Raw genomic sequence first — 14,947 nt, forward strand, 5'->3', positions numbered from 1 at the left:
TTTTTGATCTCATTATGCCACTGTACCTTACGCCTTTGCCGCAGCAGCGGCCTTCGCTCCGCTGCCGCTTCCGCCGCTGCCACCGGCTCCGCTGCCTGCGGCGCTAGCGGCGCTGCCGCTGCCGCGCCGGGCCCGGATGCCTACGCGCAGCAGCCGCAGCGCATCGGCCGCGCCGCCTCCCAGCGATGCGCGGCGCTGGCCCTTACGCAGCCGCACCGGCGAGGCGGTGCGGCGCAAGAGCAGCTTCAGCTCGCGGGGCGACAGCCCCGGCCGCAGCGCGAGCAGCAGGGCCGCGGCACCGGTGACATGCGAGGTCGCCATGGAGGTGCCGCTCATTTCCTTGTACCCCTCCCGCAGCCAGCAGGAGGGGATGCCCTCGCCCGGACCGTACACATCGATGTACGGTCCGCGGTTGCTGAAGGCTGCGACGCGCTGCCTTCTGTCAAGGGCGCCTACGGCAATCGTCTCCGGATAGCGCGCGGGGTAATCCCCGCCGCGCTTGCCGTCGTTGCCGGCGGAAGCGATGATGGCAATCCCGGCCCGGTAGGCCTTGATCACCACATCATGCAGAGCCTTGCTCCGGTTCCTCATCCCGAAGCTCATGTTAATGATATCGATTTTGTTCTGTACGCACCAATCGATGCCAAGGACAATATCCGACACATAAGCGGAGCCGTTGTGGTCGAAGGCCTTGACCGGATAGAGCAGCGCCCGGGGGGCTACGCCCATCATGTTGCGCGCGCCCCCGGCCGCCGCCAGGGTGCCGGCAATATGCGTGCCGTGGCCGTTGTCATCCAGCGGCATCATGCCGCGGTTCAGCAGGTTGACCCCGGAGGCCAGAGAATGCCGGAGATCGGGGTGGCGGAAATCGACGCCCGTATCGATGACGCCGATCTTCACATGGACGCCAGTCGATCTGGACCAGGCCTGCGGAGCACGGATGGCCCTGATCCCCCAGGGCATCAGGGCGGAACCGCTTTTGTCCGCCAGGGGCGAGTGAACCTTAATCCGGTGGTCTTCTTCTATACTGAGGGAATCTGCATAACGGTCCATCAGCCGCTCTGCTCCGGCGGCGGGCACGAAAAAAGCCCGGATCAGCGTAGAGACCTGAACCTGCCGCAGGCCAGGCTTTTTACTCTTCAGAGATTTCCACTGCGACAAGGCGCCGGCATACATGCGGGGGTCGTTGAAGGTCACAATGTGCCGTGGTGCACTTTTGGAGGCAGCCTTCATTTCTTCAAGCAGCATCTGCCAAAATCCGTAATAATCCATAGGTTACGCCGTCCCCTCCTCGGTGCCGTGCTGCCATATTGTATGAAAGGGGGATGGCGTCCGAATGGGAACTTGCCCTTTTTTAACGAAATAGGCTGCCCATCGTGTCAAAAGGCTGGAGTTTACATAAAATAAACAGAGGGAACCGCGAGGCGCCCTGCAACATCCCGTAAGGAGCCGATCCTTGGCGTGGATACAGTCATGCGCGGAGGGGTAACCCCTCCGCCTTTTTGGAATGAAAAGCCCGTCCATGCTCATCCCATTTATTGCCCTGTCCAGGCGGACAAGCTTTCTTCCAGCGGCAGGACCGCAGAATCTGTTTCCCTGATCTTGCTGCAATAGACTTGCAATTTACCCGCAAATAGGTTTTACTTAGTTTTGTTAATGGATATCATGAATGAAGCATGATTGAATGTGAACAATGCGTGAGAGGAAGTGTCCTTTAGTGAGTACGCCACTCAATTTAAAGCTGGACCCTGAGAAAGTAAAAGAAATGCCGATGGTAGACCTGGCCTTCCTGGTGCTTAAGGCAGCCAATACGCCTTACTACTACCGTGATCTGATGGTGGAGGTTGCCAAGCTGCGCGGGTTGACCGATCAAGAGAGCCAAGATACGATCGCCCAGCTATATACCGAGATTAATATTGACGGACGTTTTGCCTGTGTCGGAACCAACCTGTGGGGGTTGAAGCGCTGGTACCCGCTCGAACGCTCCGATGACCCTGTCGGCAACACCAAGCGTGTGCGGATTATCAACGACGAAGACGACGATCTGGAAGATGACGACTTCACTGATGAAGAAGAGAATTATGCTGCCGAGGAAGAGGATTTCGATGCGATTGACGAAGATCGCGACGACCTCTATTCTGACGACGACAGCGAAGAGGAAGTTGACGAAGATGTGGTCATCGATGAAGACGACATTGACGAAGACGAATCGGATGATGAAGATTCCGAAGACGGCGAAGAAGACGATGCCGACGATGAGGACGAGGAAGATAAATTTTAGAACAGTCTTTGCAGCGCGCAATTCCTCCCTTGACAGGGGCGGGACGCTCAGAGTAAACTATTGCATGGGCTTATAATGAAAGTTAATATTGTTTTCTAAAATAAAAAGTGCCCCGGGTCTACGGGTGTCACTTTTTTGTTTTTTTACAAGATAAGAAGGAATAGGCTTCGCTTAATTTGTATGCCAAGAAGCTGCGGTTTTCCGCGATTTCCAGGCTGCCGGCCTTGAATTTTGGCGGGTGGAAGCAACTTTCGGGTTCCCCGGTTGGATGATGGAAAAAAGGGATACGATAAGGGGCAAGCGTCCCCTGAATTTCTGGACTTTATTTAGGAGGGTTTTACAGTGACAAAGTATATTTTCGTAACGGGTGGCGTTGTGTCTTCCCTTGGCAAAGGCATTACCGCTGCTTCGCTGGGCAGACTGCTCAAGAACAGAGGGCTCAAGGTAACGATCCAGAAATTCGATCCTTACATTAACGTGGACCCGGGAACAATGAGTCCTTATCAGCACGGGGAAGTATTCGTGACCGATGACGGCGCGGAGACCGACCTCGACCTTGGGCATTACGAGCGGTTTATTGACATTAACCTGTCCAAGAACAGCAACGTAACCACAGGCAAAATCTATTCCTCAGTCATCAGCAAAGAACGCCGCGGGGAATACTTAGGGGGAACCGTACAGGTTATCCCGCATATTACGAACGAAATCAAGGAACGCGTCTTCCGTGCAGGCCGTGAGACCGGCTCCGATGTAGTCATTACCGAAATCGGCGGCACCGTGGGCGACATCGAGAGTCTGCCGTTCATGGAAGCCATCCGTCAGATCAAGAGCGACATCGGCCGGGAGAATGTCATGTACATTCACGTAACCCTGATTCCTTATATCAAAGCAGCCGGAGAAGTGAAAACAAAGCCGACCCAGCACAGTGTCAAGGAGCTGCGCAGCATCGGGATTCAGCCCAATGTGATCGTATGCCGTACGGAATATCCGCTCACCGACGATATGAAAGCCAAGCTGGCTCTGTTCTGTGATATTGATGCGAACGCCGTTGTGGAATGCCGCGATGCCTCGACGCTCTATGAAGTGCCGCTGAATCTGCGCGACGAAGGTCTGGATGAGATTGTCGTCAATCATTTGAAGCTGACCACTCCTGCACCGGATATGCGCGAATGGGAGAGCATGCTGGAGCGGATTCAGAAGCTGGAGCGTACTGTTGAGATTGCCATCGTCGGCAAGTATGTGGCGCTGCACGATGCTTACCTGAGCGTGGTTGAATCCTTGTCCCATGCCGGGTTTGCCTCCAATGCCGAAGTGAAGCTCCGGTGGGTTGATGCAGAGCTGGTGACGGATGAGAATGTGGACGAGCTGCTGGGCGGCATCGGGGGTATTCTGGTTCCAGGCGGCTTCGGTGACCGGGGAATCGAAGGTAAGATTTCGGCCATCCGCTATGCGCGGGAGCAGTCCATTCCGTTCTTCGGCATTTGCCTGGGAATGCAGGTGTCTGTCATCGAGTACGGCCGTTCCATGCTGGGACTGGCAGGAGCGAACAGCTCCGAGATCGATCCTGCGACTCCGCATCCGCTGATTGACCTTCTGCCAGAGCAGAAGGATATCGAAGATATGGGCGGCACGATGCGCCTCGGCCTGTATCCTTGCAAGCTTTTGCCGGATTCCCTGGCTATGTCCTGTTATGACGATGAGCTGGTCTACGAACGTCACCGTCACCGGTATGAATTCAATAATGCTTACCGTGATGAGATGGAGAAGGCAGGTCTGGTTATTTCGGGAACCTCGCCTGACGGACGTCTGGTGGAGATTGTGGAGCTGCCGGGTCATCCGTGGTTCCTGTCCGTGCAGTTCCATCCGGAATTCACTTCCCGTCCGAATCGTCCGCAGCCGCTGTTCCGTGAATTTGTCAAAGCCTCGCTTACACATTCCGAGCAAATGTAACTATAGAATGAATAGGCCAGACAGGCCTGTGAGGAGCTCCCGGTACGGGGGCTTTCTTTTTGACAAAACACCCTTTGCACAATAGCTCCCGGAATGCAAGGGGACTGTATTCCCGCTTTTTCGCCGGAATTCCTCCTTTATATGGCATAGATTTACGCATTTTAGCCAATTAGCAGGATTTTGGCTGCAAAGCACGAATAATAGGTTTCGTATAGACTAAGTTGAAGCGGGGCCGTTAGCTGTTGAGAGGGCGCGGTATGGACAATCTGCCTTAAACTCTGGGAGGGTAACGTATGGAAAAGAAAAAAGTGTTAATCGTCGACGATCAGAATGGAATCCGGATTCTTCTCATGGAAGTATTCAATAGTGAAGGTTATGCCACCTTTCAGGCAGCTAACGGGAAATTGGCGCTGGACATTGTCAGGAACGAATCGCCGGATATGGTTTTGCTGGATATGAAAATTCCGGGGATGGACGGACTCGAGATTCTCAAGCATCTGAAGGAGCTTAATCCGGCGATCAAGGTCATTATGATGACGGCCTACGGAGAGCTGGACATGATTAAGGAAGCGACTAAACTGGGAGCCCTGATGCATTTTACCAAGCCGTTTGATATCGATGAGATGCGTGTTGCCGTCAATATGCACCTGCACAACAAATCAGTAGATCAATGCAGCTAGCTTAGAAATTATAGTTTGGGGACATCCTGTTATGGATACGCTAAAATGAGCAAATGGTCCGCCGGCAAAGGGTTGGCTGAATATCGTCCCACCGGGACATTTTTTTGTGTATCCTATTTAGTATTTAACACAGGATGTGCTATAATAGGCCTGTATGTGATGTCGGCTTATATAAGCAACCCAATATTTTAGGAGGATTGAAACCATGCCATTAGTATCTATGACAGACATGTTGACCAAAGCACTTGAAGGAAAATATGCAGTTGGCCAGTTCAACATCAATAACCTGGAGTGGACGCAAGCGATTCTTGGTGCAGCAGAAGAAGAGAAGTCACCGGTAATCCTTGGCGTATCCGAAGGCGCAGCTCGTCACATGGGCGGCTTTTACACAGTAGTTAAGATGGTTGAAGGTCTTATTCATGACATGAAAATCACCGTTCCTGTAGCCATCCACTTGGACCACGGTTCAAGCTTTGACAAATGTAAAGAAGCTATCGATGCCGGATTTACTTCCGTAATGATCGACGGCTCCCACCACCCGATTGATCATAACATTGAGATGACCAAGAAGGTTGTTGATTATGCTCACGCTAAAGGTGTTTCTGTAGAAGCAGAAGTTGGTACTGTAGGCGGACAGGAAGATGACGTTATCGGCGGCATCCAATACGCTGACCTTAACGAATGCGTACGCATTGTTAAAGAAACAGGCATCGACACTCTGGCTCCTGCACTGGGTTCCGTACACGGTCCTTACCTGGGCGAACCAAACCTTGGATTCAAGGAAATGGAAGAAATCCGCGATGCAGTTAACCTTCCGCTTGTACTTCACGGCGGTACTGGAATCCCGGTACATGACATTCAGAAATCCATCTCTCTGGGTACTTCCAAGATCAACGTTAACACTGAGAACCAAATCGCGTTCGCTAAGGTTGTCCGCGAAGTTCTTGCTGCTAAGCCGGATGCTTACGATCCGCGTACATTCATCGCACCGGGCCGCGATGCTATCAAGCAGACTGTTATCGGCAAAATCCGCGAATTCGGATCCAGCAACAAAGCCTAATTACCCTGCCGCATAACGTTTTTCCGCACAAGCTATTTCGTTTTCCTCAGAAACGGGTGCCGTCCTTCAGGTAAGGGCGGCGCAGCCGTTTCTTCTTCTAATCACCAATCACAAGCAGTCCTTATGTCACCTTAAGCCACAACTGGTATTGCCACAACAAGCTGCAATACACGTAGGGGGAACCAGATAAATTTATGGAAAAATTAATGATTGGCGGCGGACGTCCGCTAGAGGGCGTTGTTACCATCAGCGGAGCAAAGAATAGCGCCATTGCGCTTATTCCTGCAGCCATTTTGGCGGAGTCTGAAGTTGTGCTGGATAATTTGCCTGCGCTTAGTGATGTTGCCGTTTACTCCGAGATTCTGGAGGAGCTTGGCGCGAGCGTGTCATGGACAGGCAGCCAAATGAGAATTAATCCCTCCCGTATCGTATCCATTCCCATGCCTAACGGACCGGTGAAAAAGCTCCGGGCCTCTTATTATATGATGGGCGCACTTTTGGGCCGGTTTAAGGAAGCGACCATTGGATTACCCGGCGGCTGTAATTTTGAGCCCCGTCCGATTGACCAGCATATCAAAGGCTTTGAGGCGCTTGGTGCGACTGTTACCAATGACCATGGCTCGATTCACCTGTATGCCAAAGAACTGCGCGGTGCCAAGATCTATCTGGATGTATCCAGTGTCGGCGCCACTATTAACATTATGCTCGCGGCCTCCCGTGCCAAAGGCTCTACAATTATTGAAAATGCGGCTAAAGAGCCTGAGATTATAGATGTAGCTACCCTGCTCAACTCCATGGGCGCTGTTATTAAGGGCGCCGGTACCGAAACAATCCGGATTGAAGGCGTAGACGAAATGCATGGTTGCCGACATTCGATTATTCCTGACCGTATTCAGGCTGGAACTTACATGATTGCCGCAGCGGCTACGCGGGGCAATGTCTTAATTGATAACGTGATTCCCAAGCATCTGGAGGCGCTCACTGCCAAGCTGCTGGAAATGGGAGTTGACATAGAAGAACTGGATGAGAGTATCCGGGTGATCGGCAAGGCCAAGTACCAGCACGCGGATGTCAAGGCGCTGATCTATCCCGGTTTCGCGACCGACCTGCAATCTCCAATGACGAGCATGCTGACTCAGGCTGAAGGCGTTAGCGTCCTGAGCGATTTCGTCTACAGCAACCGGTTCAAGCATGTTCCTGAATTGGTCCGCATGGGCGCTAAGATTCGTGTAGAGGGACGTTCCGCTATCATTGAAGGCGGCCGGCTCAATGCAGCCAAGGTGAAGGCTGCCGACCTCCGTGCAGGCGCAGCGCTGGTGATTGCCGGTCTTACTGTTGAAGAAGGTATCACCGAAGTGACAGGTGTAGAGTATATTGACCGCGGTTATGACAACCTCGTAAGTAATCTTCGCAGTCTGGGAGCCGATGTCTGGCGCGAGAACGAATAATGAGAATACCCGGATTGGCAAGGGCAGAAATTGGCTGCTTAAATGCATATCTCCTTCCAATTCGGGTAATCCTATCCTAATAAGCATTTTCATAGACTCATAGTTTGGAACTCATCATACACAAATTGAATAGGTGGTTATAGCACATGGATCTTCAAATTTCCGATCTGGAAGAAATGAAGCTTACCGATCTGTATAAGCTCGCCAAGAAATACCAGATTCCTTATTACGGAACGCTTAAGAAGCGGGAGTTAATCTTCGCTATTCTTAGAGCACAGGCAGAGCAGAGCGGTCTAATGTTTATGGAAGGCGTGCTTGAGATTCTGCCGGAAGGCTATGGCTTCCTTCGGCCGATTAACTACTTGCCGAGTGCGGAGGATATCTATATCTCTGCATCGCAGATCCGCAAGTTCGACCTTAGAAGCGGTGACCTGGTCTCCGGGAAATGCCGGACGCCGAAGGAGAACGAACGCTATTTCGGACTCTTGCAGGTGAATGCCGTCAACGGCGAGAACCCGGCAACTGCAGCTGAACGGTTACATTTTCCGGCGCTTACGCCGCTTTATCCGCAAGATAAGCTGCCGCTCGAAACATCCCCAACTCATTTATCGACCCGTATCATGGATTTGCTTGCTCCTGTAGGTCTGGGGCAGCGCGGTTTGATTGTAGCACCTCCCAAAGCAGGGAAGACGCTCCTCCTCAAAGAAATTGCCAACAGTATCTCTACGAATAATCCCGAGATTGCACTGTTTGTTCTGCTGATCGATGAACGTCCCGAGGAAGTAACGGATATGCAGCGTTCGGTAAAAGGTGAGGTAGTGGCATCGACATTTGATGAGCTGCCGGAGAATCATATTAAAGTGGCAGAGCTTGTACTTCAGCGCGCGCTGCGTCTGGTAGAGCACAAGAAGGATGTCGTTATTCTGCTGGACAGCATTACCCGTCTTGCCCGTGCCTACAATCTCGTAGTTCCGCCATCCGGCCGGACACTTAGCGGAGGGATCGATCCTGCCGCGTTCCATCGGCCTAAGCGTTTCTTCGGTTCCGCACGTAACGTGGAGGAGGGCGGCAGCTTAACTATTCTTGCCACCGCACTGATTGATACCGGCTCACGGATGGATGATATTATTTATGAGGAATTCAAGGGTACAGGGAACATGGAGCTCCATCTGGACCGCAAGCTGGCTGAACGCCGGATCTTCCCGGCTATTGATATCCGCCGTTCGGGTACGCGCCGTGAAGAAGTATTGCTTAGCAAGGAAGAGCTGGATACCATCTGGTCGATCCGTAAAAATATGAATGAATCCTATGACTTCGTAGAAGGATTCCTGAAGAAGCTACGTGACAGCAAGACGAATGCGGAGTTCCTGGCCTCCTTCGATGTGGCTGGAGGCAAGGATTCCTCGTCAGCAAGCGGTACGGCCAGCAAAGGCGGCACCTCGAACAGCGGCTCGTCTGCCCGCCGCACCACGCGTCCCAAGGCGCCTACTGTGCCGACTACCTGAGAATAGATAACAAGAGGAGAATAACATGTATTTGGTATATGCCGACGAACAAGGAAACGTATATGATCATCCCGAGTTGTATGCCCTGGCCCGCAGTGGCGATATGATCGTTGAGATACTGGAGGAAGAGCTGGTTCCGCTGCCTGAGGGGGCCACGCTGGTCGGGCTCCCGAGCACCCGGGCGATTGGGATGAATCCGGAGACCGGCGAGATGCTGCCCCTGCCGGCAGGTTCGCAGGCTGTCGGAGCCTTGCTGCCGCAGGGATACACCCGCCTGTGCCTTCCCGGTTACGTCAAGACAGACAAGACCTACAAGCTTCCGCTCTTCGGATATTCCGCTGTAGTATGGAAGGACGGCGGATTCTATGTGGCGGCTGATCTTACGGATGATCCGGAGCAGTGGAACCCGCTTAACTGCGACCGGGACGATGTGAAGAACGGTGTGGGCGAACTGACTGCCAAATACCCGGAGAACCGTCTGTATAATCACTTGTCCAACTGCGCGCTGGAATATGAATGCTTAACCTCGTCCAATACCTTCCTCGGCCGCTGGGAAGGCGCTGTTCCGGTCTCATACTCCTGCAACGCCGGCTGCTTCGGTTGTATCTCTGAACAGCCCGATGACAGCGGGTTTGTGTCCCCGCAGACACGGATGAGCTTCCGTCCGGCAGTGAACGAAGTATCGCAAGTGATGCTGGAGCACCTGAAGACGCCGGAATCCATTGTCAGCTTTGGACAGGGCTGTGAAGGTGAGCCTTCTACGCAGGCGAAGCTGATTATTGAATCTATCCGTGAAGTCCGGTCCATTACGGATATGGGCTATATCAATATTAACACCAATGCCGGCTTAAGCGATCATATCCGCGGCATTGTCGATGCCGGTCTTGATCTGATGCGGGTTAGTACCATCAGTGCGCTGGATGACCATTATAACGCCTATTACAAGCCTCGCGGGTATACGCTGGCTAACGTGGAGAAGTCGCTGAAGTACGCTGCCTCACAAGGCGTATACACCTCCATTAACTATTTGATTTTCCCGGGGGTTACAGACCGTGAGGAAGAGATTGAAGCGATGGTGGAGTTCGTCAGACGTACAGATCTTAAGCTCATTCAGATGCGTAATCTCAATATTGACCCGGAGAGCTATCTGGAGCTTATTCCCCCTGCACGGGGTGAGATCCTTGGCATGAAGACCATGCTGGAGATCTTCCGTGAGGAGCTCCCGGAGGTTGTGATTGGTTCCTTTACCCATGTCCCCCCTGCTGAGCTGGCCCGTGCCAAGCAGCGCAGAGTGCAGCTTTAGGCCTTATTATTTTAAGAATGGCAGGCCTATTGCAGAGCCTGGGCCTTGCATGCTAGAATGTAGCTTGCGTGATCATATAACTCTAGGCCCGCATGAGGCTTAGGGCGTGAGAGGTGAGATTTCATATGCAAACAACCATTCAACCCAAGTACAATGTAACGAAGGTAACCTGCGCTTGCGGCAACACGTTTGAAGCCGGCTCGACAGTACAGGAGCTTCGCGTCGAAATTTGCTCAAGCTGTCACCCGTTCTTCACCGGTAAGCAGAAGTTCCTGGATGCCGGCGGCCGTGTGGACAGATTCAAGAAGAAATACGGTGTCTAATATTGCATAGTTGATTTTTGCCTGTCCGTAAGCTATACTTATCTTCGCCGTGCTAGACGGGGAGGTAGCGGTGCCCTGTAACTCGCAATCCGCTGTAGCGAGGTTGAATTCCTGTTAGAGGTGCTGTCGATGTGAGGCCTTGGTTCCTATGGGCTGTGTTGACGGTTGGGTCCTCCGCAATGAGTGCTTGTGAACCTGGTCAGGTCCGGAAGGAAGCAGCCATAAGCGAGTTTGCTCTTGTGCCGGAGGGTGGCCTAGCCCGAGCAGTTTTGTAGGGTTACCGCTTGGATCGCAGCCATCAATAACAGGTGCACGGTTTAAATAAGGATGATGATAGCGTCTTTGCTACAAGCAAAGATGCTTTTTGTTTTTCTAGGTATCCTAGGTTATGAGATATTATTCCCGCTCTGGCTAATATCCTTACCTTTCGGACGGTGAGCCGCTTCTGCTTGGTCAAAGACTTGGGAATATAGTATAATAAATTAGCGACAAATGCCGGAAAGCGGCAGCCTGAGAGAGGGTAATGCATAGTGGAACATATCGCGCTGTACCGTGCCTGGCGGCCGCAGTCGTTTCAAGATATGGTAGGGCAGCAGCATATTATCCAGACGCTGCAGAATGCGATCCGTGAACAACGGGTTTCGCATGCCTATCTGTTCAGCGGACCGCGGGGGACCGGTAAGACGAGTGCGGCCAAGGTATTGGCCAAGGCAGTCAATTGCGAGCGGGGCCCGGGTCCTGAGCCCTGCAATGAATGTCCGTCCTGCCTGCGGATTACGGCAGGCAACATCATGGACGTTCAGGAGATCGATGCGGCATCCAACCGGGGCGTTGAAGAGATTCGCGATCTGCGGGATAAGGTGAAATATGCACCTACCGAAGTACGCCGTAAAGTGTATATTATTGATGAAGTGCATATGCTGACAACAGAGGCATTCAATGCCCTGCTGAAGACGCTCGAAGAGCCTCCACAGCATGTGATGTTTATACTGGCGACTACCGAGCCGCACAAGCTGCCGGCTACGATTATCTCGCGTTGCCAGCGGTTTGACTTCCGCCGGGTCTCACTGGAGGAACAGACGGGCCGCCTGACCGAGATTTGCCAGAAGGAAGGCATTACAGCAGATGCAGATGCGCTCCAGTATATCGCCCGCCTGTCTGACGGGGGAATGCGGGATGCGCTCAGCATCCTGGATCAGATCTCATCCTTTACAGATGGGGATGTGACCTATCAGCAGGTGCTGGGAATGACCGGGGGCATCCCCTCCGAGCAGTTCGCGCGTCTGGCGAATGCTATTCTTGAGAGTGACATGGGGCAGCTGCTGGAGCTTGTGGAGCAGATGATGCATGAGGGTAAGAGCGCAGATAAGTGCTTGGAGAATCTTCTGTATTATTTCCGCGATTTACTGATGATCAAGATGGTGCCTGGAGCGGATCAGCTAACGGACCGCGTGCTGAATCCGGCAGATTTCCGCGATATGGCTAAGGCCTTTACCCGCGACCGCTTATTCCTGATTGTGGAGACGCTGAGCCGTTATCTGGGGGAGATGAAGTATGCTACACATCCGCAGACCATATTCGAGGTAGCGCTGATGAAGCTGTGCAGCGGTCCGCAGGATGCTGCTGCTCCCTCTGTAGGCGATCCGGCAGTGAATGCAGCGGCACCTGCAGCTGCAAATGGTTCTCCGCAGGTACAGTCCGTTGAGCTGGATCAGCTCAGAGCGCAGATTGCCGCGCTGGAGAAGAAGCTGGAGCAGGCTATTCAAGCCGGCGGAGTTGCCGGCGGCGGGCGTGAGCAGGTAGCGCAGCGCACTGCCCCGCCAAGCGCTCCGCGCGTATCCTCGGCCTCTAAGCTTCCCCCGCAGCTGGATAAGTTTATTGCGGGTAAGGACAGTCCTGATTTTAGCGCGGTCTATAAGCAGTGGAGCCTTGTTCTTCAGGGTGTGAAGGAAGAGAAGGTCACGGTACATGCGTGGTTTGTGGACGGTGAGCCGGTGGCGGTGATGGAAGATGCCGTGCTGGTTGCTTTTAAGAATACCATTCACCGGGATACTACCGAGAAGCCTGCGAACCGGCAGGTCATCGAGAACGTAATGAATGCCAAGCTGGGTAAGCCATTCCGGCTGGTAACTATGATGATGCGTGACTGGAATGAAGCTGCGACGAAATCCGCGGCTTCGGCCGGAACAGAGGAGCTGCGTCTGGAGCATGAGCACGAGAGCGGCGAAGGCAAGTCCGAACCATGGATTGATGAGGCGATCCAGCTCTTTGGAGAAGACCTTGTTGTCATAAAAGAATAAGGATTCAGCTATCAGCGCGAAGATGCGCATCCCAAAGGAGAGATGATCTATGAATAATATGAACCAAATGATGAAGCAGGTTAAAAAAATGCAGGAGCAGATGCTCAAAGCCCAGGAAGAGCTGGGCAGTAAGACGATTGAAGGTTCTTCCGGCGGCGGCGTGGTTACCGTTCAGGTGAACGGACACAAGAAATTGCTGTCCATTCAGATCAAACCGGAGGTTGTAGATCCGGAGGATATCGAAATGCTGCAGGATCTGGTGATCACTGCTGTTAATGATGCTCTTACCCAGGCAGAAGAGTTGGCGAACAACGATATGGGTAAATTCACAGGCGGAATGAAGATTCCTGGCTTGTTCTAGGCTTACTCCACTCCCTGCCAAAGGAGAACCGATACTTTGTATTATCCAGAACCGCTAGCCAAGCTAATAGAAGCTTTTACACGTTTGCCCGGGATTGGCCCGAAGACAGCTGCCCGGCTGGCCTTTCATGTGTTGAACATGAAGGAGGACGAGGTGATTGATTTCGCCAAAGCCCTGGTCAGCGTCAAGCGTAATCTTCATTATTGCTCGGTCTGCTGCAACATAACGGATACCGACCCGTGCCGGATCTGCCAGGACAAAACCCGCGATGCTTCGGTAATCTGTGTGGTTCAGGACTCGAAGGATCTGGTGGCTATCGAACGAACCAAGGAATTTGACGGCTATTATCATGTGCTCCAGGGTGCAATTTCGCCGATGGAAGGCATAGGGCCGGATGATATAAGGCTGAAGGAGCTGCTGACCAGACTCAGCGATGAGCGGGTGAAGGAGCTGATTATGGCTACCAACCCCAACATTGAAGGGGAAGCCACTGCCATGTATATCTCGCGTCTTGTCCGTCCCTTTGAGATCAAGATCACCAGGATAGCCCATGGCTTGCCTGTAGGCGGCGATCTTGAGTATGCGGACGAGGTAACCCTGTCGAAGGCGCTGGAAGGCCGTCGTGAGCTGTTCTGAGTGTTGTGCTGTTGTATTATAAGTGTAGGGAGCCCTCGGGCTCCTTTTTTGATTTTCGGAAGAACCGCTCATATTCTGCTAAAAGTTCTGCTAAGCCCCTTCTCCCGGTTCTAAGTTTGTCCCTATTCCGATATGTATGAGATTAACGGGTGTGAATCACCGGTTGCATCTGCAGTTATTCATATATCTTAGGAGGGATTGCAATGGGTTGGTGGAGTGTCAAGTGGTTGAGAGGGAATACGGATAAGGAAAAGGCAGTGCAGACGGAAGAGGAATGGGGGACAGTATACCAGGAGGTACGTAAAGCGCAGTCTGAATGGGAGCGGGCTTACCTGATGTTTGATGAGGCTCTGGGCCAGGATCAGATTGACTATGCAATCTATATCCTGGAGGCAGCTGAGCGTAAATATCAGATACACCTTAAGGATGCCAAGCGGCTGGGGCTTAACCGGAGCCAGCTGCAAGTATGAACAGACTGAGTCAGCGAGGAGGAGAACAATGCTAAGAACTGTTGCAATAAGTGTGCTGATTATATCTTCAGCGCTGCTGGTCCTGATTGTATTCAGAAAAAGACTGGGGTTGGCTTGGTTGAGTGTATTTGGAACCCATCTTATACTGGCGGCGCTCGGGATTTATATCGTTAATTTCTCAGGAGCTGTAAGCGATCTGCATATTCCGCTTAACCCTACAACCATAGGTGCTGTAACCATTCTTGGGCTGCCGGGAGTGGCGCTGTTATTGGGATTAAAATTAACTTTATTTTAGAGGTTGACGAAGGCTCCTGATTCATGATACATTAAGTCTCGGCCCTTTGGACAGGAGATCTTCGGATCACTTGCTGGAAGCTAAAGCGAAAAAAGAAATTAAAAAAACGCTTGACTGAAACAAGGGTGCTGTGATATATTATAAAGGTCGCTGCTGAGACAAACATCAACGACAAAAGATGAGACATTGATCTTTGAAAACTGAACAACGAGTGAGTGGGAAATCACTTCGGTGAGATCCAAATTAGAGAATATAACAATTCTCGTCAGATGTTTCAAAATGAGCAATCGCTCTTTCTAAATACCAATTTGGAGAGTTTGATCCTGGCTCAGGAC

The 14,947-nt window shown here is 52.3% G+C and carries 14 protein-coding genes and 1 other RNA gene; 14 read left to right on the forward strand and 1 reads right to left on the reverse strand.

Annotated features, from left to right (window positions below; all coding sequences use genetic code 11):
• Window positions 1–27: 27 nt before the first annotated feature.
• On the reverse strand, window positions 28–1,272 hold the full coding sequence (locus C173_RS09900) for a S8 family peptidase (protein ID WP_081751108.1): 1,245 nt from the start codon (window positions 1,270–1,272) through the stop codon (window positions 28–30).
• A gap of 445 nt (window positions 1,273–1,717) precedes the next feature.
• On the opposite strand from C173_RS09900, the gene rpoE reads away from it, so the two are divergent.
• From rpoE to C173_RS09965, 14 genes are all read left to right on the forward strand, one after another.
• Window positions 1,718–2,281: a DNA-directed RNA polymerase subunit delta gene (rpoE, locus tag C173_RS09905; RefSeq protein ID WP_036724449.1), complete on the forward strand. Its 564-nt coding sequence runs from the start codon at window positions 1,718–1,720 to the stop codon at window positions 2,279–2,281.
• A 342-nt stretch (window positions 2,282–2,623) separates the two neighbouring features.
• The gene (locus tag C173_RS09910) at window positions 2,624–4,231 is read left to right on the forward strand and encodes a CTP synthase (protein WP_036724451.1); all 1,608 of its coding nucleotides are present in this window, start codon (window positions 2,624–2,626) and stop codon (window positions 4,229–4,231) included.
• A 293-nt stretch (window positions 4,232–4,524) separates the two neighbouring features.
• Window positions 4,525–4,911, forward strand: a complete 387-nt coding sequence (locus C173_RS09915) for a response regulator (protein ID WP_036698896.1) — start codon at window positions 4,525–4,527, stop codon at window positions 4,909–4,911.
• A 205-nt stretch (window positions 4,912–5,116) separates the two neighbouring features.
• Window positions 5,117–5,971 (forward strand): class II fructose-1,6-bisphosphate aldolase, encoded by an 855-nt coding sequence (gene fba / locus C173_RS09920; protein ID WP_036724454.1) that lies wholly within the window; start codon window positions 5,117–5,119, stop codon window positions 5,969–5,971.
• 194 nt (window positions 5,972–6,165) lie between these two features.
• Window positions 6,166–7,419 (forward strand): UDP-N-acetylglucosamine 1-carboxyvinyltransferase, encoded by a 1,254-nt coding sequence (locus C173_RS09925; protein ID WP_036724455.1) that lies wholly within the window; start codon window positions 6,166–6,168, stop codon window positions 7,417–7,419.
• Between the two features lie 146 nt (window positions 7,420–7,565).
• Window positions 7,566–8,924 (forward strand): transcription termination factor Rho, encoded by a 1,359-nt coding sequence (gene rho, locus C173_RS09930; RefSeq protein WP_036724456.1) that lies wholly within the window; start codon window positions 7,566–7,568, stop codon window positions 8,922–8,924.
• 25 nt (window positions 8,925–8,949) lie between these two features.
• A complete protein-coding gene (locus C173_RS09935; RefSeq protein ID WP_036724458.1) occupies window positions 8,950–10,227 on the forward strand; it encodes a radical SAM protein in 1,278 nt (425 codons plus the stop codon).
• A gap of 125 nt (window positions 10,228–10,352) precedes the next feature.
• Window positions 10,353–10,550, forward strand: coding sequence for a 50S ribosomal protein L31 (rpmE, locus tag C173_RS09940; protein WP_036724459.1), 198 nt, complete (start codon window positions 10,353–10,355; stop codon window positions 10,548–10,550).
• A gap of 47 nt (window positions 10,551–10,597) precedes the next feature.
• An RNA gene (gene ffs / locus C173_RS33350) (signal recognition particle sRNA large type) lies at window positions 10,598–10,866 on the forward strand.
• Between the two features lie 214 nt (window positions 10,867–11,080).
• Window positions 11,081–12,850 carry a DNA polymerase III subunit gamma/tau gene (dnaX, locus tag C173_RS09945; RefSeq protein WP_036724460.1) on the forward strand — a complete coding sequence of 590 codons (1,770 nt, stop codon included), beginning with the start codon at window positions 11,081–11,083 and terminating at the stop codon, window positions 12,848–12,850.
• Window positions 12,851–12,899: 49 nt separating this feature from the next.
• Window positions 12,900–13,211, forward strand: a complete 312-nt coding sequence (locus tag C173_RS09950) for a YbaB/EbfC family nucleoid-associated protein (protein ID WP_036698884.1) — start codon at window positions 12,900–12,902, stop codon at window positions 13,209–13,211.
• A gap of 36 nt (window positions 13,212–13,247) precedes the next feature.
• Window positions 13,248–13,847, forward strand: coding sequence for a recombination mediator RecR (gene recR, locus C173_RS09955; RefSeq protein ID WP_036698882.1), 600 nt, complete (start codon window positions 13,248–13,250; stop codon window positions 13,845–13,847).
• A gap of 203 nt (window positions 13,848–14,050) precedes the next feature.
• The gene (locus C173_RS09960) at window positions 14,051–14,317 is read left to right on the forward strand and encodes a DUF2508 family protein (protein ID WP_036724462.1); all 267 of its coding nucleotides are present in this window, start codon (window positions 14,051–14,053) and stop codon (window positions 14,315–14,317) included.
• Window positions 14,318–14,345: 28 nt separating this feature from the next.
• On the forward strand, window positions 14,346–14,612 hold the full coding sequence (locus tag C173_RS09965; protein WP_036724463.1) for a pro-sigmaK processing inhibitor BofA family protein: 267 nt from the start codon (window positions 14,346–14,348) through the stop codon (window positions 14,610–14,612).
• Window positions 14,613–14,947 lie beyond the last annotated feature (335 nt).

Source organism: Paenibacillus sp. FSL R7-277 (genome assembly GCF_000517965.1).
Lineage (GTDB): Bacteria > Bacillota > Bacilli > Paenibacillales > Paenibacillaceae > Paenibacillus_AQ > Paenibacillus_AQ silagei.

What these genes read in the sequence shown, in the direction of transcription:
- C173_RS09900 (WP_081751108.1), bottom strand. Translation starts at nt 1,272, where the DNA reads ATGGATTATTACGGATTTTGGCAGATGCTGCTTGAAGAAATGAAGGCT.
- C173_RS09915 (WP_036698896.1), top strand. Translation starts at nt 4,525, where the DNA reads ATGGAAAAGAAAAAAGTGTTAATCGTCGACGATCAGAATGGAATCCGG.
- fba (WP_036724454.1), top strand. Translation starts at nt 5,117, where the DNA reads ATGCCATTAGTATCTATGACAGACATGTTGACCAAAGCACTTGAAGGA.
- C173_RS09925 (WP_036724455.1), top strand. Translation starts at nt 6,166, where the DNA reads ATGGAAAAATTAATGATTGGCGGCGGACGTCCGCTAGAGGGCGTTGTT.
- rho (WP_036724456.1), top strand. Translation starts at nt 7,566, where the DNA reads ATGGATCTTCAAATTTCCGATCTGGAAGAAATGAAGCTTACCGATCTG.
- C173_RS09935 (WP_036724458.1), top strand. Translation starts at nt 8,950, where the DNA reads ATGTATTTGGTATATGCCGACGAACAAGGAAACGTATATGATCATCCC.
- rpmE (WP_036724459.1), top strand. Translation starts at nt 10,353, where the DNA reads ATGCAAACAACCATTCAACCCAAGTACAATGTAACGAAGGTAACCTGC.
- C173_RS09950 (WP_036698884.1), top strand. Translation starts at nt 12,900, where the DNA reads ATGAATAATATGAACCAAATGATGAAGCAGGTTAAAAAAATGCAGGAG.
- C173_RS09960 (WP_036724462.1), top strand. Translation starts at nt 14,051, where the DNA reads ATGGGTTGGTGGAGTGTCAAGTGGTTGAGAGGGAATACGGATAAGGAA.
- C173_RS09965 (WP_036724463.1), top strand. Translation starts at nt 14,346, where the DNA reads ATGCTAAGAACTGTTGCAATAAGTGTGCTGATTATATCTTCAGCGCTG.